The organism is Spirosoma aerolatum (genome assembly GCF_002056795.1).
Classification (GTDB): Bacteria; Bacteroidota; Bacteroidia; order Cytophagales; family Spirosomataceae; genus Spirosoma; species Spirosoma aerolatum.
Map to the genome: position 1 here is coordinate 3429314 of NZ_CP020104.1, position 22927 is coordinate 3452240.

Consider the following 22927-nt stretch of genomic DNA (forward strand, 5'->3'; position numbering starts at 1 on the left):
TCTATCTATCCATATGGCCATCCGTGTCGAGCTTATTCACCAAACCCTGTACCAGTATAACGGACCGGTCTTTTTATCACCCCAACAGATACGGCTTAAACCGGCTGCTCATTGCCGCACGTTGATTGAATCGTATCAGTTGACTATTGAACCCGCCAACCATGTGGTGCATGAGATGCAGGACCCTTTTGGCAATTTTGTGACACGAGTCGATTTTTCGGGTTCTGTGGCATTTATGACGATTCGTGTTCAGTTGATTGCGAATCTGGAGCCCATTAATCCCTTCGATTTTTTTATTGATGCATACGCCAGTTCTTTTCCGTTTGAGTATGAGGCCCCGCTCAAAAAAGCGTTGATGCCTTATCTGGAAATTACGGAACAGGGACACTATCTGACTCAGTGGATCCATCAAATTAAACAGCACCCCAGGCAAAACTCCCTCGATTTTCTGATTGGTCTGAACCAGCAGGTTAACCAGGCCATTACCTACCAGGTTCGTCTTCAGGCGGGAGTGCAACCGGCGGACGTGACGCTCCGCCGGGCAATTGGTTCATGCCGGGATTCGGCCTGGCTATTGGTGCAGTTACTACGATCGTTAGGGTTAGCTGCCCGTTTTGTCTCGGGTTATCTGGCCCAGGTAGGGCTAAACGATTCATCAAAAGATGACAGTGCCGATGATGTGGTAAATTCGCTGGACTTACATGCGTGGGCGGAGGTGTATTTGCCAGGAGCAGGCTGGATTGGTCTTGACCCAACGTCAGGCATGCTCGCTACGGAAGGTCATATTCCGTTAGCCTGTTCACCCGACACTGCTGACGCAGCCCCCCTGACGGGCACAACGGGCTCATCTGAAACGGAGCTTACCTTCACCAGCACATTAACTCGTTTGAGGTAGATATCATGGAGTTAGTATGGGGGCCTGGCAATGGGTTGGTGATCAGCCTCCCCAGTTTAACCAGCTGTTAGGCTGAAGGAACAGATACGTCAGCCCCATTTTCAATATGGTATAAAACGAAAAAACATGCCATTGGGCATGTTTTAACAAGTCTTGAGTATATAGTAAAGCAACTTAAATTACTTCTACATCCACAGCGTTTACGCCCTTCTTGCCATCGATGACATTGAATTTCACCTGGTCATTTTCCCGGATTTGATCAATCAGACCGGAGGCATGAACGAAGATATCGGCTTGATTGTCTTGAGGACTGATAAACCCAAATCCTTTGAGTTCATTAAAAAATTTAACGGTTCCTATTTGCATTCTTCTAATTATTAAGATTGTGTAAATCTACAGGTATTAAACGAACTATCCTATTGATTTTCAAAGTATTTTCGAAATTGCCATCTTTTTTGTCCTTATTTATAAATTTCATTAAATAGTAGGTGAAATTGTAATCTTTTTAGGTGATAACGCGTTTAAAGAATACTACGTTGTTGCGTGTGTGCTAACCGGCGGTCAAATGCCCTGCTCATGATTGACTATCTGGTTGCCAATTGGATTACCCATCCCCTTACTGCCTCGCATCTGATCTGGGTAAATTTTCTCAAGTGGATCTGGAGCAACCCGTTGCTGGTTAGGTTGGCAACCACTGCTTTAGGTGATCCAATCGGAAGGGTTGCAACTCGCACCCATTTTACTGGAGAGATTAGCCTTCCTTTTTTCTATCCCAACTGTTATCCCTTCCACAACGCAGGTGGGTCTATTGTGTCAATGGTCCGTTTGGTACCTGTTCATCAACAGCTTCGTTAGCCTTGACCTTTATCGTCTTTGGCCGGTGCGTGTTATTATACCCGTAAAAAATTAATAATCTTTAACGAACGCATGAAAACAACGTCAAGAGAACGGCAGTTAGCCGCTCATCAACTGATTGAAGCCAGTAAAAAACCTTATTTAGTACGGGATATGCCACGCACGGTCTTGTATTTGACTGCGGAACAGGCCGCTAAACGGCACGACCTAATTCCGCAGTTTGGTCTTTGACCGCCAGTTGCTAACGAAAGTCTGCTCATGTTTACGGATCTTACGATTACCTTGTTTGCTGGTTTCAACGAAGTGGGTCTGCCCAAAGGATCTCAACTAGGCGCTATTGACACGGATGGCTATGAGGTGAGCCTGCAGGTAAAATCGGGTAGTGAAACAGAAATAACCTATCGTCAGTTTTATGTGGCTTTCAATCAGACGCCGACGGATTATAATCAAGGCATTCTTCGTCTGCTGAAAACACTTCAGTTCTCCGACGGAACTACATCGGCAATGGTATACGAAGTTTATCCGTATGAGCCATCCTAAGTTTTAATGTATACTCCCTATAACATGCAGCCCAATAGCAATCCGCTCAAAAATCATTTAATAGCGATACATAAAGCGTTGAATTCGCCCGTATTCAACCTCAATATATCCGAAAACTATCCCTGGAAATCAGAATTTACTCAACTCATTAAGTTGCTCCACAACGTATTGGTGCTGGCAGATCAGGCGGGTAAACGCGTTGATTTCTTGGACGATGTGGGTGTAAACGGTAAAATACAGGACATTACCTCGTTGATTAACTGGATGTATGATTGCTTGCCCGGGTTATCTGGCGAAAAGTCTGGCCAGCTTGCTGCGAATCGCTTAAACCGATACACGAATGAGGGCTGGGGGTATTTTGCCAACGGCTGTTTTTTCTCCGTTGGATTCGATGATGAACAGGCTTTCTTTATCGACGACCAGCGAGTTTATCTGAACCGGCATATCCGACGGGCTGTTTCTGAGCTGGAACAGGCCTTTTCGTTATAGTCATAAGCAACTTTCTTAAAACAATTCAATCCTGCAAATGAGCAAACAGATGTACATTGCCCAGGCAGTTGCCTGGGCTAGATCCCGTGGTTTTGTTGACATTAAGGCCAATATAGATGGCTATCCAAAACCAGGAGGCTTCGGTCGCCAACAGGATGGTCAAACATTTATTCCCGATGTAACAGCTCAGCAGTTTGAGCAGAAATCCTACTTTACAGTCGTCCTTAAAACCGACCCGGTGGATGGGTTAATATCCAAGCTCAAACTGCTCAATCAATTAGCATTGCTTGGAGGGGGGCAACTCTACCTGTTTACCCCTAAAGGCCATATGCCATTTGCTAAGTCGGTCGCTGCCGAAAGCGCCATCACGGCAGAATGGATTAACCTGGGGTAGGCCTACCGTGATACCCCTCCGTTATTTTAACCGTTCGTACGCTTTCTGCTCCAGCACTTCCCGATGTTCGGGATGGGCAATGTCGATCAGGGCACGGGCGCGTTGACGGAGATTTTTTCCGTACAAGTCGGCAATACCATACTCCGTCACGATGTAATGCACATGCGCACGGGTGGTGGTTACGCCCGCCCCTTCTTTCAGGAAAGGAACAATTTTGCTTTCTCCCTTGCTAGTTGTAGAGGCTAACGCAATGATGGGTTTGCCTCCTTCCGACAGGGTCGCTCCCCGAACAAAGTCCATCTGCCCGCCAACGCCCGAATACTGGTACGTTCCAATGGTGTCGGCGCAGACCTGACCGGTCAGGTCAATTTCAATGGCTGAATTGATGGCCGTTACCCTAGGGTTTCGCCGAATAATAGCTGTATCGTTGGTGAAGCTGGTCTGCTTCATCGCAACACCGGGATTGTCGTTAATAAAATCATACACACGCTGACTCCCCATCACGAAGGAAGAAACAACCCGATAAGGGAGTACAGCTTTGTGTTCGCCTGTAACAACTCCCCGTTCGATCAGATCGATAACACCATCCGAAAACATTTCGGTATGAATACCCAGCCGTTTATGATGGATGAGTTCAGCCACCGTAGCGTTCGGAATGCCACCAATGCCCAACTGAAGCGTAGCTCCATCATCGACCAGCCCGGCAATGTAGCGACCAATTTTTCGATCCAGATCGCTGATCGGGGCGGGCAATACTTCATAGATAGGCGTATCGACTTCGACGGCCGCATGTAATAAGGAAACGGGGATAAGTCCATCGCCGTGGGTACGTGGTACACGTGGGTTAATCTGAGCGATTACGTACTTAGCCGAATGAATAGCCGCCAGTGAGATATCGACCGAAGCGCCTAGCGAGCAGTAGCCATGCTCATCGGGGGGCGAAACCTGAATAAGCGCTACGTCGATAGGCAGGATATTGCGCTGGAAAAGCAGGTGTATTTCGCTCAGAAAGATCGGTACGTAATCGCCGATACCCTCGGCCAACTGCTTCCGCATATTGGCTCCGATAAAGAAAGAATTAGGTTTGAACGAGGCCTGGTATTGCCGGTCCAAATAAGGCAACGGCCCTTCGGTGTGCATATGGCATATTTCTACGTCGCGCAGTTCATCGGCGCGGGCCACCATGGCATTAATGAGCGTATGCGGAGTTTGGGAAACACTATGAATAAAAACGCGATTGCCGGACTGAATAGCCGAAACGGCTCTTTCTGGACTGGTAATGGGCAAATGAAACGCCATTGTGTGGTTGTATTAGTCAAAAATGAATGAACTCGAAGGCAAAACTACCGACCGATCCTTCCTGTTTTTGTGACAACTACGGGCGGTATGCCTGACATTAATCATTGAGGAACTGCTGAAACCAGCGTCCTGACGATTTGATAATCCGTTTCTGAGTCCGAAAGTCAACATAAACAAGGCCAAAACGGGGTCGATAGCCTTCGGCCCATTCAAAATTATCCAGAAAGGTCCAGACGAAATAGCCTGCTACAGGAAAGCCTTCCTGCTTAGCTCTGAGGGTACTTTTCAGGTAATCCTGATGATAACTAACGCGAGCCGGGTCGTGAACCATGCCCTGCTGAACTGTATCGTAGAAAGCCGCTCCACTTTCGGTAATGTAGATTTGTTTCACTCCTTCGTACTGCCCAAACTGGCGGATGATGCGGTACATAGTCTCGGGATTTACCTCCCAGCCCATCTCGGTGATTGTCTGCACATTGCGTCGGAGGGGCGAAACATCTTTTGCCCAGAGATAGGGCATAAAATATGACTGCTCGACAACCGCCCGGAAATAATGCTGAAGGCCGATAAAATCGAAGTCGAACGCCAGCCTTTCCATGTCGCCGGGTTGCGCAACCTTTTTAGCAATGCCGCTTAAAAACGGTAACTCCCTGGTAGGGTATCCCAGGCCAAGGGCTGGCTCGATGAAAAGTCGGTTCATGAGCGCATCGACTCGCGTGGCAGCTGCCTGATCGCGTGGGGTAAACGGATCAATAGGCGAACAGGAAAAGGTGGTGCCGACATGCGCATCGGGTACATTTTGGCGGACAATGCGACCGCCTTCGGCCTGAACCAGAGCCGTATGATGAATAGCAGGCAACAGATTCCGAAAACTCCGCCGACCTGGAGCGTGTTGCCCGGTAAAATAGCCAAGTACCGAAAATGCCAGGGGCTCATTCAGAATAATCCAGTGTTTTACCTTATGGCCGAAAGCCAGGGTGCATATGTTGGTGAATTCGGCAAACCAATCGACAATCTTTCGGTTCGGCCAGCCACCTTTCTGTTCGAGGGCATGGGGCAAATCCCAATGATACAGCGTAATCCAGGGGGTTATGCCCAGCGATAGACAGTGGTCGATCAGTCGGTCGTAAAAGGCAATACCCGCTTCGTTGATACGCCCCCCCGCCTGAGGGCCAATCCCATCGGGCAGAATTCGGGGCCACGATAATGAAAAGCGAAAGGCATTAAATCCCAGCTCTTTATGAAGTAAAAGATCGGACTCGTATCGGTCGTAAAACTCGCAGGCAATCTCGGCGGTTTCGCCGGTTTTTATTTTTCCTTTCTGCTTGCTGAATATATCCCATACTGAAGGGGTGCGTCCGTCGCGGTCAACAGCCCCTTCAATCTGATAAGCGGCTGTGGCAGTACCCCAGGTAAAATCAGGGCCGAAGGCATGACGGTCAAAATCGGTTTGTAGCGTTGAGTGAGGTAACACAGCGTATAGGCGTTGTTGGCTGAACGCGCAAAACTACCGGGTTGCCCTAAAAAGATAATCCCCAACCCGATAATTTAATATACAGAAGTATAGTAATGGATAATGGACAATGAATAATGGTTAATAGTCTACCATTATTCATTGTCCATTATCCATTACTATACTTCTTATTAGCCGCGACGGCCAAAAGGAGGCACATTGCGGTTGTAGCGGGTATTGGTTTGGGCGGCAAACAACCGATCGCGTTGGGCCGAGGTCAGTACGGCCAGCATATCCTGACGTTTGCGGAGCTGAAGCTGACGAAGGCCATCGGGGCTCATGCGGGATGTCTGCATGATGCGGTCATAATTGTCCTCGATCTTATGCAATTGTTTTTCCTGACGGCGAGATAGGCCAACGATGGCATCGATCCGGTCGATTTTGAGTTCATCCTGAACTTGATCCCTGTCGTAACGTTGGCCTCCATATTGGGGAGCGCGGTTGTCGAAAGGTTTTGAATATACGCCCTGAGCGAAGGTTACAGTAGTTGCAAAAGCGAAAAATGTAAGGGCGGTGGCGATTGTCTTTTTCATGATCAGTATCTGTTTTATTGTGCGTTACTGATTCTTAGAGGGAAAGTCCGCACCTGCGTTTAATCGCTCTATAGGCCATTCTGGCTGAATGCCGATTTCGATCTGTCGAAGTCCCTGAAATTACTTCTGAATGACTTTCGAACTTGTCGTCTGACGGGCCATGGCCTGGGCTAGTATGCTGGCTATGATAAGCTGGAGCGCATGATAAATCATAATCGGTAGCAGCATAACCCCGGCTGTTGTAGCCGGAAACAGGACTTTGGCCATGACACTGCCCTGCACCAGCGATTTTTTTGAGCCACAAAATAAGGCCGTTATGTTGTCCTCCCGGGAGAAATTCAACAACCTGCCTAGTAAATACACCAGCCCAAAGACGAGAAAAAATAGGCCCAGCATCAGCGACGAGAGCCACGCCAGATCGCTGAATGAGTAATTGGCAAATAGATTTAGAGAAAACGATTCGGAGAAAGAGGTATACACAATAAGCAGAATGGTTAGCTGATCGCCATAGCGCAGATAGGTTTTGTAGCGGTTAGCAAACCAGCCCAACCGTTTGTTAAGCAAAAGGCCAAGTAGAACGGGTACGATGACCTGAACGGTCAATTTACCAATGACACTCGCCAGATCATACTGTCCGCTGGTGCTGGTTAGCAGGAAACTCATCCAGAGGGGCGTTATAAACACCCCAATCAGACTCGAAATGCTGGCATTGAAAATGGCTGCCGGAAGATTGCCCCCTGCAATGGATACCATCACAACCGACGACGATACGGTGGAAGGCAGGACGGCTACATAAAAAATCCCCAGCCATAATAAGGAAGTTTCGGGCGTCATCAACAGGGAACGGACAGGCAGGACGATGGCCGGAAACAGGATGAATGTAGTCAGGTGGATCACCAGATGCAGCCGATGATTACGTAACCCCGCCCGCAACTGATCCATGTTCAGGCGAAGCCCGTAGAAGAAGAAAATAAACGAAACGCCATACGTAGCAATGGCCGAAAGCGACAAAATTCCATCCTGAATGCCGGGCTCAGGCCAGAGTTTTGCTAGACCGATCATGCCCAGTAGGGCCAGAATAAACCAGTCGAGGCCAACCCGGGCCAGCAGATTATTTACCGAAGAACTTGACATAGCGTAACGTTGGGCAGAGCGCCATCAGAGAGACCGTCAGACACTCGGCTATGCTGGATTTTTGCCCAAAAGTAAGCGTAAGGCAAATGCCGTTCTACCCTTTACAACAGCTTCACTATATAATTGATGAGTTTTTTTACCGTGTCGGTATATGGCGGATAGATGAATTTCATCGTTCCGAAATCACGGTACATCACCCCCCGTTGATTCGAAAATTCCTGAAATCCGTGAATTCCATTCGACTTACCGATGCCACTGTGATTGACCCCCCCGAATGGCAGGTCGATGGTTGAAAACTGAAGCATCGTATCATTTACGACCGTATCACCAGCCGATGTATGATCCAAAATGTAGCGTGTATGGGTTCGGTTTCGGCTGTGAATATAAAGTGCCAGTGGTTTTTCGCGTCGGTTGATCGTTTGTAGAGCCTGATCAAGGTTGTTGAACGAAATAACAGGAAGGATGGGGCCAAAAATTTCTTCCTGCATTACCTGCATCGCATCTGTCACGTTTTCCAGTACCGTAGGTTCCATGAAATTTTGAGCTGCATTGACCTTCCCGCCAAACGTAACCGTAGCTCCTTTGGATAACGCATCATCGAGCGTTTGTTTCAACCGTTGAAAATGGCGGTTATTAATAATACGAGCGTAACTAGTGGATGATTCAATGGGCTGGCCATCTGGACTATACATCTTTTGCAATCGCTCTTTAAGCAAATTCAGAAAAGGCGTTTTGACCGACTCATGAACCAATACATAGTCGGGTGAAATGCAGGTTTGGCCCGCATTCAGGCATTTACCCCAGGCAAGTTGTTCGGCCGCCTGGGTTAGATTGGCGGATTCATCGACAATGGCCGGTGACTTACCACCGAGTTCGAGGGTTACTGACGCTAAGTGTTTGGCCGCAGCCGCCATCACAACCCGCCCGACAGCCGGGCTTCCGGTGAAAAAGATATGGTTAAACGGCAGGTCAAGCAGGGCCTGTGATACCGTTGCATCACCCTCGATAACAAGAACTTCTTCGGGCGGAAACAACTCACTAATCATCTGTTTGAGTAGCGCAGACGTATGCGGTGTTAGTTCAGAAGGTTTCAGAATCACTACATTACCAGCTGCAAGGGCTAGTACCAGTGGGCGAATACTCAACGAAACCGGATAATTCCAGGGAGAGATGATCAGGATATTCCCTTTGGCTTCATGATGAATATAGCTACGCGTTCCGATCAAGGGCAATGGTGTAGGCAGTGGCTGCGGTTTTATCCATTGATTCAAGTGGCGGATAGCAAACCTGATTTCGGCATGGAGAGGAATCAGGTCTCCGAGCATAGCTTCGGCCGAAGGCTTCCGAAAATCAGTGTACATGGCCTGCTGGATCTCCTTTTCATGAACCGTAATCCAGGACTGAATACGACGGAGTCGCTCACGACGCTGTTCAACGGTGGTTTGCGCCTGTTGGGGAGCGTGCCGACGTTGTGCATCAAAAGCCGACTGAATTGTCGTATACACATCAAATTTCGGAGCGGGGGTGGTCATAGGGGTACGGGTATTGAATTTTAGTTTGTGATTTTCAGCTTACTGCCGACTGATGCAATGGCCTGTTTATCGCTAGTCCTTTTTTGAAAACAGACCCTGATACATGCAAAAATTTTGAGCAGTAAACAGAAAAGCGTAAACGGACTACTTTTTACGATAAAAATACAAAATAATGGTTGATATGGATTTACAGGATGAATCGTTTATCTTAGCTGAAACTTTATCACCAATACTGGATGTCGCTCGTTAGTGATAATATCCGCTACCTACGTAAGCTCAATGGGTTGACGCAGGAGCAGTTCTCCCGAAAGATTAATATTAAGCGTTCATTATTAGGGGCTTACGAGGAAGGTCGTGCCAACCCGAATCAGCAGAATATGCAGGCAATTGCCAGAGCCTTCAATACAACCGTTGAATTGTTGACGCGGCAGGATTTACGGAAAATCCGCGAAACCCCTAATCTGAGTATACCACTTGGGCAATCAGCCAAACCAATCGATTCACGACCATCGACTATTCGTACCGACGGAAAGCTTGATGCGGATGAAAACGACCCATTTCAACATCCCGATTTCCCGGATATTTTTGCCCAGCCATCTTCTTCGGTACCTGAACCTCAGCCACTGTCGTCGGTGCTGAATAAATATTACAAAACGCAGGAAGAACCCCGCCGAACAACCGACCATACTATGCCGGGGCCGCCGGTGATTACCTCGCCCATCCGGCCGGACCAGTCGCGGCAATCGGCTTCATTTCAGCCTGTAACGCCAAGTGCTCGGTCAGTTAGTCCGCCCGCCCAACCTTCTGTTGATGAGTTGTTTGGCCAGCCTTCGGGGCCGCGGCCTACCATGCCCAATTCCCGGCCGGAGGAGCCATTGACCTTTAATAACGTATATAAGGAATCGTTTGGGTCGACACAGCCGGCGGCTGCCCCCCAAGCCATCGCTCCCAGTATTCCAGTGGTTGTGCAACGGCTGTTTGGAGAGTACAAACAGCGGTATCAGCAACCCGATTTCATCTATCGGTTGCCCGCCATGCACCTGCCCACCTTGCCCGAAGGCCATTACCGGGCTTTTGAGGCTGGGGATGATTTCGTATTTCCCGGAGCCTTGCTGGTAGGGCGGTTTATTCGAAACTGGTTCGATATTGCCGATGGGAAACAATATGTGCTGTTGGTTGCGCAACCTTCGTCTGGGTCGGGGATTTGCTGCCGTCGTGTATACAATCAGGTGAAGATAAAAGGGACACTATTACTGACTGCCGACCGGGCTGATATTCCTAATCAGGAAATTGCCTTGAAGGATGTGCTGGAAGTCTGGGAAATCTGCGCTTTTGTTAGTCAGACCATGCCGCCACCACCGCCCAATACGGATCGACTTCGTCAATTGATCGACGAGATGCGATTCGAAGTGGAGCGGCTTTGATAGTTCAGTGGGGTAAGTAGGGATAAAGTCAGCCTGATGAACGGATTGGTTGCTTTTTTTGTCCGGTTTTATAAAACCCTATCTAATGAATAGTAGTTAGGTAGTATAACAAAGCAACAACCTGCTTTGAAATGTAAATGAGCGGTGCCCGGTACGATAGGTGATTGACAAGTTCGTTCAATCGATTGATTTCGTACCGTTTTTTCGGCCCTTCCTCTTGGAGTAGGGCTTTGGACACCGGATTTTCACGGATACCAAAGCCCCTACTACTTATATCCAATGTCCAGGCCGTATTTTTGCGGCTATGCGTTATTTCCTTCAACTGGCTTATCGAGGAACGAACTACCACGGATGGCAACGTCAACCGAATGGGGTAAGCGTTCAGGAAGTGCTTGAAAAAGCGCTCTCGACTGTATTCCGAAAACCCATATCGATTGTCGGGAGTGGCCGAACCGATACGGGCGTACATGCCCGTGAGCAATTTGCCCATTTTGAAACCGACGATGCGTTGCCACCGCATTTACTACGTTCGTTAAACAGCCTTATTCCACCTGATATAGCTGTTTATGATTGTTTTCCGGTTCGAGCCGACGATCATGCTCGATACACGGCTACGTTTCGGTATTATCAGTACCAGATCATCCGGCGGAAAGACCCATTTCAGGAGGGGCTTGCCTACGTGTTTACGCCGTTACTGGCTGTAGACCAGATGGACGAAGCTGCGGCTATTTTATTGAATCACACCGATTTCGAGAGCTTTAGTAAAGTAAAAACCGATGTCAGAACGTTCAACTGTCAGATCGACTGGGCGTATTGGGAGCAAAAGACAAATGGTGATTTAGTATTTCATATTCGGGCTAATCGCTTTTTACATGGTATGGTACGAGCGATTGTTGGAACATTGCTGGCTGTAGGGCAGGGGCGGCTCCTCGTCGCTGATGTTGAACGAATCATCCTGGCCCGCGACCGAAGACAGGCTGGTCGTGCTGCTCCTGCTGAGGGGCTATCATTGGTGCAGGTTGGCTATCCGGCCGAGGTGTTTGGTAAAAAAGGATTGAGGAGTTAGGAGCGAGTAGTGAGAATAGCTGACGCATAATTTTGTATCGCGCTCGCTATTCTCACTACTCGCTCCTAACTCCTCAATCCTTTTTCCTACATTCGTCTTGACCTAAAAAGAAAACCACTTGAGAATAGGAACTATCATATTAGCCGCTGGGGAATCATCTCGTATGGGGGGCGAACCCAAACAACTGCTTATCTATAAAGGGCAGACCCTGATTCGGCGGATTACCGAGAGTGCGCTAGCTTTACAACGTGGCCCTGTGGTGGTGGTACTGGGAGCCAGGCGCGAGCAAATTATACCGGAGCTGGCAGGCTTACCCATCACCGTTATCGATAACCCCGGCTGGTCTACAGGTCAGGCATCGTCGCTCAAAACGGGGTTGGCGGCCCTCTATCTGACGCATAAAGATATTGATGGGGTGTTGGTCTTGCATACCGATCAGCCATTGGTATCGATGGGGTTGTTATTGCATATGCTGGAGGTGCGGAATGAGTCGGGCAAAGGAATTATCGCCTGCCGATATGGTACCCAAATCGGGGTTCCTGCCATTTTTAATCGGGACTATATTACGGAATTGCTTCAGTTGGAAGGGGATAAAAGCCTGCAATGGATCATTGTTCGGCATCGTGATGATTGTGCCGAAGTGCCGTTTGAGGCCGGAGCTATTGACTTGAACACCAAGCGTGATATCGAACTGTTTCAACAGGCACAGCTGGAAGCGCAATAAGTAACGATACACTTGGGATACGGCAGGAACACAAATTTTTATTGATATATTGCTCGTTAAATTTTCGGGTTGATCATCCGTCGCAGCCGTTCCTATGCAAAAACTTACGACAATTCAAGATCTTCAGACGCGTCTTTCGACGATCCTGCAAACGGTGGATCGGGAATTTGCTCCTCTTTCCGACGAGCAGCTTCGCTGGAAACCAGCGCCAGATCGCTGGAGTATTGTTGAATGCCTTCAGCACCTGAATCTGGCCGAGCGCTTCTACATTCGGAATATCCAGCATAAAGTGGACAAACTGGGATTGGTTCAGGCAATGCCAACCGATCAGACCCTACAAAGCGATTGGGTTGGGAAGGCGCTGTTGTTTGCGGTAGACCCACAGGTAAAACTGAAACTGCCTGCTCCTGGTGTGGTACGTCCCCGAACAGCGGCTGACCTGATTCCGGCTGATGTACTCGGGCAATTTATGGAATTACAAACCTTACTGCATAGTCTGCTAAATAAAGCTGGTTACCTCGACTGGAATCGGGAAAAAGTCATGACCCTATTTGGAAACTGGGTCAAGATTCGGCTGGGCGACGCGTTCCTAATGTTAGTAGCTCATACCGAACGGCATCTGAAACAAGCTATGCGGGTTAAAGCAGAAATGGGTACTTTTGCTCAGTCTAACTGAAAACGGATTATGAGTCTTAAAGAACAAGTATCTTCTCAGTTGAATCAACTGTCAGAAGCGGAACTGGCAAAGGTTTCACAGTATATTATAGAATTAAAGGGTCTATTGCCTCCCCGACGTATTAAGAATAACGCATATTTGAACGTACGGAAGGTTTTGGAGGACGTTAGCGGTTCGATGGGCCAGTCTATTATTATCGAACGCGAGGATAGACTATGATTTATTTTTTTGACTCCTCAGCATTAGTCAAATACTATACAAATGAAAAAGGAACTGAACAGCTAACTGCAATTATTCAGTATCCTGATACCTACGGGTTGGCTCGTGAACTAGGCTACATTACCTGGAATCCGAATGCCCTCTAAGTAATAAATAACCTATGATTTGAATGAAACACTATTTGACCCAAGACCCCTGGAACATTATTGAAGAGAGTTTTCACCGTGACTATAACGAAATAACCGAGAGCCTGATGTCGATCGGGAATGGTCGATTAGGGCAGCGGGGCAACTTTGAAGAGAAATTTACCGGAAAAACCTTGCAGGGTAATTATGTAGCCGGGGTATATTATCCTGATAAAACCCGCGTAGGCTGGTGGAAAAACGGCTACCCCGAATACTTTGCCAAAGTGTTGAACGCTGCCAATTGGATTGGTATCGACATCGATATTGAGTATGAAACCCTTGATCTGGCCCATTGCGAGGTCCGTGATTTCCGGCGGGTGCTGAATATGCAGGAAGGTTTCCTGGAGCGTTCGTTTATCGCCAGGCTGAAAAGTGGTAAGGAAATACAAGTTGTGGCCAAGCGATTCTGTTCCATCGTCGATGATGAATCGGGCGCCATTCGGTATGCCATAAAACCGCTGAACTTCGACGCCAAAATCACCATAACTCCCTATATCGACGGCGATATCCGCAACCGCGACGCCAACTATGACGAAACCTTTTGGGATGAGGTCCGCAAGGAAACGGGCTATGGTGAAGCCTACATCGAACTTCGGACACGCAAAACAGGCTTTCATGTGGCTACGGGTATGTGCGTCGAGATTGAGCAGGACGGCGTACGGGTCGATTATCAGTCGCAGCCGATCAAGTATGAAAAGTACGTAGCCAACCGAATCACGCTCGACTGTCGGCAGGGGCAGGAAACGGTCATTTATAAATATGGCGTTAACCTATCGTCGCTGAACTACGATTCGGATACGATTCTTAAAGATGCCCGGCAGTATATCCAGCGAATTATGCGCAAGGGCTTCGATAAAATGCTGTTTGAGCAAAAGCAGGCCTGGGCCGATAAGTGGAAAATGGCTGATATCGTTATTGAAGGCGATATTGCCGCGCAGCAAGGTATCCGGTTCAATATTTTTCAGTTGAATCAGACCTACACCGGCGAAGACGAACGGCTTAATATTGGCCCGAAAGGCTTCACGGGTGAAAAATACGGAGGGTCAACCTATTGGGACACCGAAGCGTACTGTTTACCCTTCTACCTCGCCACTGCCGATCAGAAAGTGGCCAGAAATCTGCTCGTCTATCGGTATAAGCAATTGGGTAAAGCCATCGAAAACGCCCAGAAACTAGGGTTTCGGGCAGGGGCGGCATTGTATCCGATGGTGACCATGAACGGTGAAGAATGCCATAATGAATGGGAAATTACGTTTGAGGAAATACACCGGAATGGGGCCATTGCCTACGCCATCTACGACTATGTTCGGTACACGGGTGATGAGCAGTATCTGGTTGAGTATGGGCTGGAAGTCCTGATTGCCATCAGTCGGTTCTGGAGCCAGCGCGTCAACTGGTCGAAGGCTAAAGAAAAGTACGTAATGTTGGGCGTGACGGGGCCGAATGAATACGAAAACAACGTCAACAACAACTGGTACACCAACTACATTGCCGCCTGGACGCTCCGGTATACCTCCGAATCGGTTGCCAAAGTAAAGGGGCTGGACCCTGCGAAATATGCCGAGCTAATCGACCGGATTCATTTTCGCGAAGAGAAAGAGCTGGCAACCGCCCGGCAGATTATCGATAAGATGTACCTGCCGTCTGATGAAGCACTGGGCGTGTTTTTGCAACAGGAAGGGTTTCTGGATAAGGACCTGATGCCCGTGACGGATATTCCGAAAGGGCAGCGTCCGATCAACCAGAACTGGTCGTGGGACCGAATCCTGCGGTCATGTTTCATCAAACAGGCCGATGTGCTGCAGGGGATCTACTTCTTTGAAGATGAATTCGATACGGATACCCTCCGACGTAATTTTGAGTTTTACGAACCCATGACGGTGCATGAATCGTCACTTTCGCCCTGCGTTCACAGCATTTTAGCCGCAAAGCTGGGTCTAAAAGATAAAGCGTACGAAATGTACCTACGCACCGCCCGACTCGACCTGGACGATTATAACAATGATACGGAAGATGGCTGCCACATTACGAGTATGGCCGGAACCTGGCTGGCTGTGGTGAAAGGATTCGGTGGGTTACGGGTCGAAAAGCAGCAATTGTTATTGAACCCGTATTGTCCCGATAAGTGGACCGCTTTCTCGTTTAAGATTCGATTCCGTGAAGCATTGCTGGAGGTGACGACCACACAGGCCGATGTAACGGTGCAAAATTTTTCTGCCGGACCAATAACGCTTCACGTGCTTGGAAAAGAGATTGTGGTGAAACCAGAGAGCAAAAAAACAGTTGCAACTAAAGCAGGGGCTTAGCCACTGTTTAGGCAGTTTGTAACTGAAAATGGGTTTTCTAAGCTGCACGGCAACAGAAAGCCCATTTTTTATGGCCGTGTGTATGACGAAAGTCCTTATGCGGAATGCTATAGTGTGTTATACATTTGCCTGATGATTGTTTTAATAACCGAATTCAAGTTCAAACCTGCTTTATGACGTTTCATGCGCAGGAACTTCCGGTTCATCCGGTAAGAGGTTGACGAATTTTGCCGAAAATGGCCATTTTAAGCCCTTTTACCTAACTGAGATCGTACTTCATGACATTTACCACCTGGAATCTGCTGTTTACGGGTATGGTCAGCTCGATTTTGTTGCTGAACATCGTGCAGTGGGGCATTTACCGCGAGCGTCTCTATGGCCTTTACACGCTGTATATGCTGGCTTGGTTGGTGTATTTTAGTTTGCGGGTGGCTGAGATTTATCACTACGTTTCGAATAGTACCTGGTATTTTGTGCGGGTTGCTGCGCCCATGTTCGCCTATTTTGTTTACTTCGATTTTGCGAACGCGCTGATTCAGATACGCGACCGATTGCCGGGGTTGTTTCGGTGGTTTACGTTCGCCAAAGGGCTCATTCTGGCCTATGTCGTATTGATGGGGTTGCTTTGCTTTGTTGTCGATGAATGGTATCCGACTCTGTACGACACGGCCCATACGTTGATGCGGCTATTCATGATTGGTCTGGCAGGTTATGGCGTCTGGCGGATCAGTCGACTGAATGGCATCGTACCCAAGTATGTAGCGCTAGGCTCCGGGTTTATTCTGGCTGGCGGGGCCGCTTCGATGCTGCTGACAGCAGTCGGGGTGAAGATGAAAACGCCGGATTCATTTCTGGATGCACCACTTACCTACTTTGAGTTTGGCATACTGGCCGAGCTTATCTGCTTTACATTGATTTTAGGTTATCGGCAGCGGAGGGCGGCTATAAAAAGCGCTATCGTGGAGCAGCGATTGGCTCGCGAACGCGAACAGCTGCAACGACAACGGCTGGAATCGGAACTGATAACCGAAAAACTCCAGCAGCAAATGTCGGCGGTGCAGATGATGGCCTTACAGTCTCAGCTTAATCCACATTTCTTATTCAATAGTCTCAATACCCTGTCGTCGCTGATTGCCGATGATCCACAACAGGCAGAACGATTTGTGGATGAAATGTCGAGTGTGTATCGATACCTGTTGCGTAATAATGGGAGTGAACTGACCACGCTGCAAACCGAACTGGGCTTTGTGGAGTCGTATTATCACCTGCTTAAAACCCGGTATGGCGCTGGCATAAACCTGAATACAACCGTCGACGAGCGCTTTTTGCAGTATAAGCTTCCTCCCTTAACGCTTCAGTTGCTGCTCGAAAATGCGGTAAAACATAACATCGTTTCGGCTGATCGGCCTTTGTTAATTCAGTTGGTAACCAACCAGGATGGGTGGTTACAGGTAAGCAATACCCTTCAGCGTAAATCGGCAAGCCGGGTCAACTCAACTCAGAAAGGGTTATTGAATATTCTGTCGAAATACCAGCTTCTGGGGCAAAAGACCCCAACGGTAGAGGAAACGGCAACCGATTTTGTCGTTGCCCTTCCGTTGATCAGATAACACATCTGATGGTCCGTTTCATCCGAAATTGAGTAGCGTGTTGGTCGACAGGATGGCTTAGGTGTAAACGGTTTGGCTTTCTGTGCCAACTATTCAGGCAGGATAGCCAGATACTAAATGGGGGTGGAGGATACCGCCAGGGCCCTACTATTTTTGTTGCCAACAAACACAACTACCGATGGATGAATTTTTTTCTCCCGATCAACGCTACAAAGTAAGTTTTGCCAGTAATGAAATCCGTATGAGTCACTGGATTGATCAGCCTTATTTAATACGGGTGAGTGACGATGAAACGTTGTTTAGTCTCGACTATCTTTGGTCGGGCGATGGTGTGAACTGGATTGGCCCTTCAACCGTTACGATGCATCTTCGGCTCTATCCGGGTTTGCTATCCTGCGAAGTAACGTTGGATGCCGAGGCTAATCAGGGTTGGGTAAAAGGCCAGTCCGGTACCATGATGGGTACCCTGGAAGAGGTTCGGCAATGGATCAATAATCTGGAGAATCCATCTAAATTATATCGATAAGTTGTAATAGAACACGGATTATTAGGATTGATAAAGACCGGTGTAAATTATAACAATCCTAATAATCCGTGTTCTATTGACGATTGTATTGCTACGCCAAATGGGTAATTGGGAACGGTTTTTTATAAATATATTTCGCCTGACTGCAATAAGTTTGTTTCTGCTTTCCTGCCAACCGACCGATTCCCCCAAACAACTCACTACCGCTTTTTACCACTGGAAATCAACCTATAATCCTACACCGTCGGAGCTGGAATTGCTACAAAAAATGACGGTTAAGAAGGTTTATCTGCATCTGTTCGATGTGGATTGGGACCCGAAAACCCACCAGGCTATTCCTAAGGCTTTGATTCGATTTCAGCAAAAGCCGGTGGGTAATATTGTGCCGGTCCTGTTCATCACCAATCGGACACTGTTAAACCTGACGTCGGAGGGACTGCCTGATCTGGCTACGCATATTTCGGAAACCGTCCGGCGAATCTGTCAGCAGCAATGTATTACTATTCATGAAGTGCAGTTCGATTGCGACTGGAGTGCGCGCACCCGAGATCGGTATTTCCGGCTCCTGAATCTGTTATCGAATCAGCTACGTTGCCCACTGTCGGCAACCATTCGCCTGCATCAGATCAAATACACCGACCAGACGGGAATACCGCCCGTAAGTCGTGGCATGCTCATGCTCTACAACGTGGCCGACTGGAAACAAGCCGATACGCGTAACTCTATCTATGATGTCGATGTGGCAGCCCAGTACCTGTCGTTCGTGAAAACCTATCCGTTACCCCTTGACCTGGTGATGCCATTGTTTCGCTGGACGGTCGTGTATCGAAACGGGCGTTTTCTAACGTTTTTGAATAATCTGGATCGGGGGAAATTGGCAAACAGCCTGTTTCTGACTGCCCAGCCAGAAAGTGTTCGTTTTATAGCAAATCGCGATACATCCGCTTTTGGGTTTTCCATCCGCCGGGGCGATCTGTTCCGAACGGAAGCTGTTTCTTCCGAAGTACTGCTGACGGAAAAAGAACGGGTTCTTCGGCAGATTAAAAACCCGACCCTTACATTTGCTTTGTACCACCTCGATTCTACCGTTTTAGCGGCCTATTCTCGTGAAACCATCCAAACCCTCCTCCGTCCGATTCCGTAAAATTGCCTTGTCTGTAGCTGTGCTGCTGGGTTTTGCCTGCGGCCCCTCATTTGATCCAAATGAGTTTATGAGTTTTTTTCAGCCCGAATCGGCTGCCATGCTGCCGAGCGACCGAGGGTTTGTGTTTTCTCCCCAGCTCTATGCCGATACTGAATGGGGTGTTTCGTATGAAGATACCTTGGTGATCGACGAAAATGTACGGGCCTGGGCTGCGTATGCCGGGGGGCAGTTGTCTGAAACCGAAGTGAGTAAGGCTCTTTACAAAGAAGATCCTGACGCCGTTACGAAGCTGACCTCAACTCTTGAAACGTCTAAAAATCAGGCCGTATCGTACCTGAAATTCGCCTGGTCGGCCGACAATGGACAGGCGAATCCCTGGTCCACAGATGCTACGCCTGTCGATAGTGCACGATTGCCGCAACTATTGGAAGAGGCCAAGTCTGCTTATAAAACGACCAGCGATGCTTTTTTAAAAGAACGGTATGCGTTTCAGGCGGTTAAGCTAGCGTGCGAACGGGCTGATTACAAGCAGGCTTTTCAACTGTACGATCAGCTTATAAAGCCTTTACCAAAGAAAACGTTCATAAGCGACTGGGCACTTTGCCGTCGGGCGGGAGCGACGCTGGCGTTGGGCGACACAGCAAGGGCAATTTACGAATTTGCTCAGGTGTTTGATCGATGCCCGTCGCGCCGGAGGGCTGCTGAAACGAGCCTGCGAAAATATGGAATCACGTTTCGCGACGAAGCGCTACAGTACGCCCAAACAGATGGAGAACGAGCGGCCGTTTATGCCCTATGTGCCATTCAGCCAGGGCAGGACGCACTGGATCTGCTCAAAGCACTCGTGCATCTGGCTCCCAAAAATCCACTGGTCGAACTGGTTATGGCGCGGGAAATCAACCGCAACGAATATTATTTTTTCATGGATGGACCTGAGTACATGCACAGCACCTACAGTTCTGAGCCAGATTCGCTTGGGTTCGTTGGCCGTCGGGCCGAGTCCGTATCCTATTTCGATAAACTTCGGGCGTTTGCGCTTGAGTCGGCTGAGAATAAGGCGCTTGGCGATGGCGCATTCTGGTACACAGCTGCTGCTTACCTGGACTATATTGGAAAAGACTATAAAGAGGCACAAACGCATCTGGATCAGGCAGCCCAGCTTCCGACCGGCAATCCGAATCTGAAAAAACAGATTGCCTTACAACGCATGCTGCTGCTGGCTGCTCAAACATCAGTCATGACACCCGACGTTGAGCATCTGCTAATTGGTTACCTGGAGGAGTTCGATACGACCCAGAGCTTCCGGCTGAACAACGCGTTTGTGGCGACCTGCAAACAGTTTGCGGCTATTTATCAGCAGAAAGTAGAGACTAAACAGGGTTGGTTCGCCAGTTGTACGCGTTCGAAAACCCCCGATGTCGATGGGCCGAGTCAGGCGAAAGCGTACCTGTTAACCATGCTGACAACGCAGGGGAATGGCGATTTTTCGAGCATTGCCGACCCGATCGCCATTGAAGATTCGGTGCCGTCGATTACCGTTCGACAAACGCTTGCCTATGCCAGTCAAGCCAGCCTGACTGATTTCGATAAGCGACTGTTAAAACTGTCGGGCCTGACCAGTGACTACCTGAATCTGCTCCTTGGCCGACGACTTATGATGGAACATCACTATGCCGAGGCTGCCGACGTATTTACCAAAGTAGACCCGAAAACGTGGAAGAACGATGCTTTCACAACGTTCTTTACGCATAATCCCTTTGCCATAAAAATGCCCCGTTTGCAAGGAAGGGGCGTAAACTTCCCCGCTGAGTCTGAAGACAATCCATACACTCCAGTAAGCTTTGCCCGACGCATGGCCGAACTGGAACAGCAGGCGAAATCGGCTTCGGGCGATAAAGCGGCTGAACTCTACTATCTGTTAGGGTGTGGTGCCTGGAATATGAGTTGGTACGGTAATGCCTGGCTCGTAACAAAGTCGTTCTGGAGTGGGGGCGAGCCACCCGTTTATGATACGCCAACCGATCCCACTCAGAAACAAAAGCGTTTCGATGAACTGATGCACACGGACTATTACACGACGACTACAGCCCGTACCTATTTCGAAAAGTCGGCAAAATCGGCTAATACTCCCGCTCTGGCCGATCGTTCGGCCTATATGGCAGCCCGGTGTGAAGCCAATGCTTTTTCGTTGCAGAAGTCCATCGAGCAGGTTCGGAATGGCTATGTGTATGAAGAGGATTCAACCTTTGTAAAAAAAATGCTGGCTCTTCGTAAAACGAAATATGCTCAGTATTACAAAGACTTTTTCAACAATCACACGCATAGCCCGTTCAATCAGGAAATGATTCGCGAATGTGCGATGTACAAAGATTTCCTGTCGTTTGGCGAGGGTCTGGAAAAATAAGCCAGGCACGTTCTCGGTAAGATGAGTACCTAAAATTGGCTAAACGAATCAGAAACAGATGGAAACCAAACAGAAGGCTGTCGGAAACTTTAATGCGGTTGCACCCGTTTACGATTTCCTCGCCTTCGTTGTGTTTGGTCGTAAGCTACAGCAGGCACAACTGACCTGGCTAAACCGGATTCCGATAGGGGCTACAATACTACTAGTCGGTGGTGGAACGGGCTGGCTGTTGCAGCAGGTATTGACGCGTTGCCTGCCAAAGCGGGTGGTTTATCTGGAAGCCTCGGCCCAGATGCTCGCCCGTGCCAGTCGGCGGATGGTACGGCAGTCGGTTATGGGTAGTGTCGAATTTCGATTGGGGGATGAAACCAGTTTGACCGATAAAGACCGTTTCGATGTGATACTGACGCCTTTTGTATTGGATCTCTTTTCGGAATCGTTTCTACAAAACTCATTCGTACCTCAGCTATACAGTGTGCTGAAACCGGGTGGCTTATGGTTGGTTACCGACTTTGTACCAACCACCATCGGATGGCAACGAACATTACTTTGGATGATGATCCAGTTTTTTCGGTTGACAGCGGGTATCCCGACCCGACAGTTAGCCAATTGGCAACGGGTGCTTGCAGCAGCTAACTTATCAGCACGGGAGCAGGGGCACCATCTGAAAGGAATGGTGGCTACTGATGTTTGGGTGCGGTAGCCTGCGCTGGGTCTATAAGTTGCTGAAGACTTTGGTTAAGGCAGGTATCGCATGAATATCATACCACTCTTCACCTCCCAGATTTAACCACCGCCCGTCCCGCTTTGGGCGTTTGAGTAGTGCATCATCCGGCGAGAAGTCATGCGCGTACACCTTACTCATGATTTGCTGGAGGGTTGTCCAGGGGAATGTACGCGAACGTTCACGTCGCTGCTGTACGCTGCGGATCGTTACCTGTCGTTCCGCAAAAGAGCCTGTCAGGTAGATTTCACTATCACCCTGGCGGCTGTTGAGATCGAGGTAGGTTAGCTCGAAGGGGCGTTCGCGACCTGTAATTTCATAGGTCGCCTGCATGAGTTCCTGGACCAGATAGTGCCAATCGTCGATGTTGTTTGGCTGGCCTTGTCGGGTATTATTGGCTTCGATGGTCATACTCCAGAAATCGTCGTCTTCTTCCAGCGAATCCTCTTCCAGCGGCTGCAATTCAGTTTTGCGAATCAAGGTCGTCATCGTGTCCAGCCAGGTTTTGGGCAACTGACCTTTCCAGCTAAAATCGTCATCGCGGGTATACCCCTCAGCCTGTAATTCATCGTCGTCAATGTCGTCGCGGTCGGGATAGGTAATAACTAACTCTATCTGTAAGGCATTGCTACTAACCGGACGGGCCGAGAGGGTGTAAAAATAGGCATATGGAGCTGGTAACGAGCGAGCGGTCTGATAGCGAATATGAAGGTGCTTAAACATACATGTTGATAG

The 22927-nt window shown here is 48.6% G+C and carries 23 protein-coding genes; 16 read left to right on the forward strand and 7 right to left on the reverse strand.

Annotated elements, in window-relative coordinates; translation table 11 throughout:
• Positions 1 to 13: 13 nt before the first annotated feature.
• Positions 14 to 895, forward strand: a complete 882-nt coding sequence (locus B5M13_RS13830; protein ID WP_080056238.1) for a transglutaminase family protein — start codon at positions 14 to 16, stop codon at positions 893 to 895.
• 174 nt (positions 896 to 1069) lie between these two features.
• Here the strand turns inward: B5M13_RS13830 and B5M13_RS13835 are convergent, their stop codons facing one another.
• On the reverse strand, positions 1070 to 1261 hold the full coding sequence (locus tag B5M13_RS13835) for a cold-shock protein (protein WP_020598062.1): 192 nt from the start codon (positions 1259 to 1261) through the stop codon (positions 1070 to 1072).
• Between the two features lie 561 nt (positions 1262 to 1822).
• Between B5M13_RS13835 and B5M13_RS33720 the strand changes: the two genes are divergently transcribed.
• The 4 genes from B5M13_RS33720 to B5M13_RS13850 are packed head-to-tail and all read left to right on the forward strand — an operon-like array spanning position 1823 to position 3173.
• Positions 1823 to 1981, forward strand: a complete 159-nt coding sequence (locus B5M13_RS33720) for a hypothetical protein (protein WP_170061129.1) — start codon at positions 1823 to 1825, stop codon at positions 1979 to 1981.
• A gap of 27 nt (positions 1982 to 2008) precedes the next feature.
• The gene (locus tag B5M13_RS13840; protein WP_080056239.1) at positions 2009 to 2290 is read left to right on the forward strand and encodes a hypothetical protein; all 282 of its coding nucleotides are present in this window, start codon (positions 2009 to 2011) and stop codon (positions 2288 to 2290) included.
• A gap of 6 nt (positions 2291 to 2296) precedes the next feature.
• On the forward strand, positions 2297 to 2779 hold the full coding sequence (locus B5M13_RS13845) for a hypothetical protein (RefSeq protein ID WP_080056240.1): 483 nt from the start codon (positions 2297 to 2299) through the stop codon (positions 2777 to 2779).
• 37 nt (positions 2780 to 2816) lie between these two features.
• Positions 2817 to 3173 (forward strand): hypothetical protein, encoded by a 357-nt coding sequence (locus B5M13_RS13850; RefSeq protein WP_080056241.1) that lies wholly within the window; start codon positions 2817 to 2819, stop codon positions 3171 to 3173.
• Positions 3174 to 3194: 21 nt separating this feature from the next.
• Here B5M13_RS13850 and B5M13_RS13855 read toward each other — a convergent pair whose 3' ends face one another.
• From B5M13_RS13855 to B5M13_RS13875, 5 genes are all read right to left on the reverse strand, one after another.
• On the reverse strand, positions 3195 to 4472 hold the full coding sequence (locus B5M13_RS13855) for an acetyl-CoA hydrolase/transferase family protein (protein WP_080056242.1): 1278 nt from the start codon (positions 4470 to 4472) through the stop codon (positions 3195 to 3197).
• A gap of 97 nt (positions 4473 to 4569) precedes the next feature.
• Positions 4570 to 5946: a GH1 family beta-glucosidase gene (locus B5M13_RS13860; RefSeq protein WP_080056243.1), complete on the reverse strand. Its 1377-nt coding sequence runs from the start codon at positions 5944 to 5946 to the stop codon at positions 4570 to 4572.
• Between the two features lie 170 nt (positions 5947 to 6116).
• Positions 6117 to 6518, reverse strand: a complete 402-nt coding sequence (locus B5M13_RS13865) for a hypothetical protein (RefSeq protein WP_080056244.1) — start codon at positions 6516 to 6518, stop codon at positions 6117 to 6119.
• A gap of 120 nt (positions 6519 to 6638) precedes the next feature.
• Positions 6639 to 7652 carry a bile acid:sodium symporter family protein gene (locus tag B5M13_RS13870; RefSeq protein ID WP_080056245.1) on the reverse strand — a complete coding sequence of 338 codons (1014 nt, stop codon included), beginning with the start codon at positions 7650 to 7652 and terminating at the stop codon, positions 6639 to 6641.
• Between the two features lie 101 nt (positions 7653 to 7753).
• Positions 7754 to 9184 (reverse strand): aldehyde dehydrogenase family protein, encoded by a 1431-nt coding sequence (locus B5M13_RS13875; RefSeq protein WP_080056246.1) that lies wholly within the window; start codon positions 9182 to 9184, stop codon positions 7754 to 7756.
• Positions 9185 to 9420: 236 nt separating this feature from the next.
• Between B5M13_RS13875 and B5M13_RS13880 the strand changes: the two genes are divergently transcribed.
• From B5M13_RS13880 to B5M13_RS13935, 11 genes are all read left to right on the forward strand, one after another.
• Positions 9421 to 10608 carry a helix-turn-helix domain-containing protein gene (locus B5M13_RS13880; RefSeq protein ID WP_080056247.1) on the forward strand — a complete coding sequence of 396 codons (1188 nt, stop codon included), beginning with the start codon at positions 9421 to 9423 and terminating at the stop codon, positions 10606 to 10608.
• Between the two features lie 304 nt (positions 10609 to 10912).
• Positions 10913 to 11674, forward strand: a complete 762-nt coding sequence (gene truA / locus B5M13_RS13885) for a tRNA pseudouridine(38-40) synthase TruA (RefSeq protein WP_080056248.1) — start codon at positions 10913 to 10915, stop codon at positions 11672 to 11674.
• A 163-nt stretch (positions 11675 to 11837) separates the two neighbouring features.
• On the forward strand, positions 11838 to 12398 hold the full coding sequence (locus B5M13_RS13890; RefSeq protein WP_245860068.1) for a nucleotidyltransferase family protein: 561 nt from the start codon (positions 11838 to 11840) through the stop codon (positions 12396 to 12398).
• Positions 12399 to 12492: 94 nt separating this feature from the next.
• On the forward strand, positions 12493 to 13074 hold the full coding sequence (locus tag B5M13_RS13895) for a DinB family protein (RefSeq protein ID WP_080056250.1): 582 nt from the start codon (positions 12493 to 12495) through the stop codon (positions 13072 to 13074).
• A gap of 215 nt (positions 13075 to 13289) precedes the next feature.
• A complete protein-coding gene (locus B5M13_RS13905) occupies positions 13290 to 13439 on the forward strand; it encodes a hypothetical protein (RefSeq protein WP_245859994.1) in 150 nt (49 codons plus the stop codon).
• A gap of 23 nt (positions 13440 to 13462) precedes the next feature.
• Positions 13463 to 15784: a glycoside hydrolase family 65 protein gene (locus B5M13_RS13910; RefSeq protein WP_080056252.1), complete on the forward strand. Its 2322-nt coding sequence runs from the start codon at positions 13463 to 13465 to the stop codon at positions 15782 to 15784.
• Positions 15785 to 16062: 278 nt separating this feature from the next.
• Positions 16063 to 17394: a sensor histidine kinase gene (locus B5M13_RS13915; RefSeq protein WP_080056253.1), complete on the forward strand. Its 1332-nt coding sequence runs from the start codon at positions 16063 to 16065 to the stop codon at positions 17392 to 17394.
• Between the two features lie 178 nt (positions 17395 to 17572).
• On the forward strand, positions 17573 to 17920 hold the full coding sequence (locus B5M13_RS13920) for a hypothetical protein (RefSeq protein ID WP_080056254.1): 348 nt from the start codon (positions 17573 to 17575) through the stop codon (positions 17918 to 17920).
• 154 nt (positions 17921 to 18074) lie between these two features.
• Positions 18075 to 19064: a hypothetical protein gene (locus B5M13_RS13925; RefSeq protein WP_245859996.1), complete on the forward strand. Its 990-nt coding sequence runs from the start codon at positions 18075 to 18077 to the stop codon at positions 19062 to 19064.
• Entirely contained in the window at positions 19027 to 21468 is a 2442-nt protein-coding gene (locus B5M13_RS13930) for a tetratricopeptide repeat protein (protein WP_155297249.1), read from the forward strand. Before B5M13_RS13925 ends, B5M13_RS13930 begins: the two co-directional genes overlap by 38 nt.
• A 58-nt stretch (positions 21469 to 21526) precedes the next feature.
• Positions 21527 to 22171: a class I SAM-dependent methyltransferase gene (locus B5M13_RS13935; protein ID WP_080056257.1), complete on the forward strand. Its 645-nt coding sequence runs from the start codon at positions 21527 to 21529 to the stop codon at positions 22169 to 22171.
• A 12-nt stretch (positions 22172 to 22183) separates the two neighbouring features.
• Here B5M13_RS13935 and B5M13_RS13940 read toward each other — a convergent pair whose 3' ends face one another.
• Positions 22184 to 22915, reverse strand: coding sequence for a hypothetical protein (locus B5M13_RS13940; RefSeq protein WP_080056258.1), 732 nt, complete (start codon positions 22913 to 22915; stop codon positions 22184 to 22186).
• Positions 22916 to 22927 lie beyond the last annotated feature (12 nt).

Coding starts and splice junctions, on each gene's coding strand:
- B5M13_RS13935 (WP_080056257.1), top strand. CDS start 21,527: ATGGAAACCAAACAGAAGGCTGTCGGAAACTTTAATGCGGTTGCACCC.
- B5M13_RS13865 (WP_080056244.1), bottom strand. CDS start 6,518: ATGAAAAAGACAATCGCCACCGCCCTTACATTTTTCGCTTTTGCAACT.
- B5M13_RS13840 (WP_080056239.1), top strand. CDS start 2,009: ATGTTTACGGATCTTACGATTACCTTGTTTGCTGGTTTCAACGAAGTG.
- B5M13_RS13845 (WP_080056240.1), top strand. CDS start 2,297: ATGTATACTCCCTATAACATGCAGCCCAATAGCAATCCGCTCAAAAAT.
- B5M13_RS13835 (WP_020598062.1), bottom strand. CDS start 1,261: ATGCAAATAGGAACCGTTAAATTTTTTAATGAACTCAAAGGATTTGGG.
- B5M13_RS13915 (WP_080056253.1), top strand. CDS start 16,063: ATGACATTTACCACCTGGAATCTGCTGTTTACGGGTATGGTCAGCTCG.
- B5M13_RS13910 (WP_080056252.1), top strand. CDS start 13,463: ATGAAACACTATTTGACCCAAGACCCCTGGAACATTATTGAAGAGAGT.
- B5M13_RS13850 (WP_080056241.1), top strand. CDS start 2,817: ATGAGCAAACAGATGTACATTGCCCAGGCAGTTGCCTGGGCTAGATCC.
- B5M13_RS13870 (WP_080056245.1), bottom strand. CDS start 7,652: ATGTCAAGTTCTTCGGTAAATAATCTGCTGGCCCGGGTTGGCCTCGAC.
- B5M13_RS13905 (WP_245859994.1), top strand. CDS start 13,290: ATGATTTATTTTTTTGACTCCTCAGCATTAGTCAAATACTATACAAAT.
- truA (WP_080056248.1), top strand. CDS start 10,913: ATGCGTTATTTCCTTCAACTGGCTTATCGAGGAACGAACTACCACGGA.
- B5M13_RS13895 (WP_080056250.1), top strand. CDS start 12,493: ATGCAAAAACTTACGACAATTCAAGATCTTCAGACGCGTCTTTCGACG.
- B5M13_RS13940 (WP_080056258.1), bottom strand. CDS start 22,915: ATGTTTAAGCACCTTCATATTCGCTATCAGACCGCTCGCTCGTTACCA.
- B5M13_RS13830 (WP_080056238.1), top strand. CDS start 14: ATGGCCATCCGTGTCGAGCTTATTCACCAAACCCTGTACCAGTATAAC.
- B5M13_RS13855 (WP_080056242.1), bottom strand. CDS start 4,472: ATGGCGTTTCATTTGCCCATTACCAGTCCAGAAAGAGCCGTTTCGGCT.
- B5M13_RS13920 (WP_080056254.1), top strand. CDS start 17,573: ATGGATGAATTTTTTTCTCCCGATCAACGCTACAAAGTAAGTTTTGCC.
- B5M13_RS13890 (WP_245860068.1), top strand. CDS start 11,838: ATGGGGGGCGAACCCAAACAACTGCTTATCTATAAAGGGCAGACCCTG.
- B5M13_RS13875 (WP_080056246.1), bottom strand. CDS start 9,184: ATGACCACCCCCGCTCCGAAATTTGATGTGTATACGACAATTCAGTCG.
- B5M13_RS33720 (WP_170061129.1), top strand. CDS start 1,823: ATGAAAACAACGTCAAGAGAACGGCAGTTAGCCGCTCATCAACTGATT.
- B5M13_RS13880 (WP_080056247.1), top strand. CDS start 9,421: ATGTCGCTCGTTAGTGATAATATCCGCTACCTACGTAAGCTCAATGGG.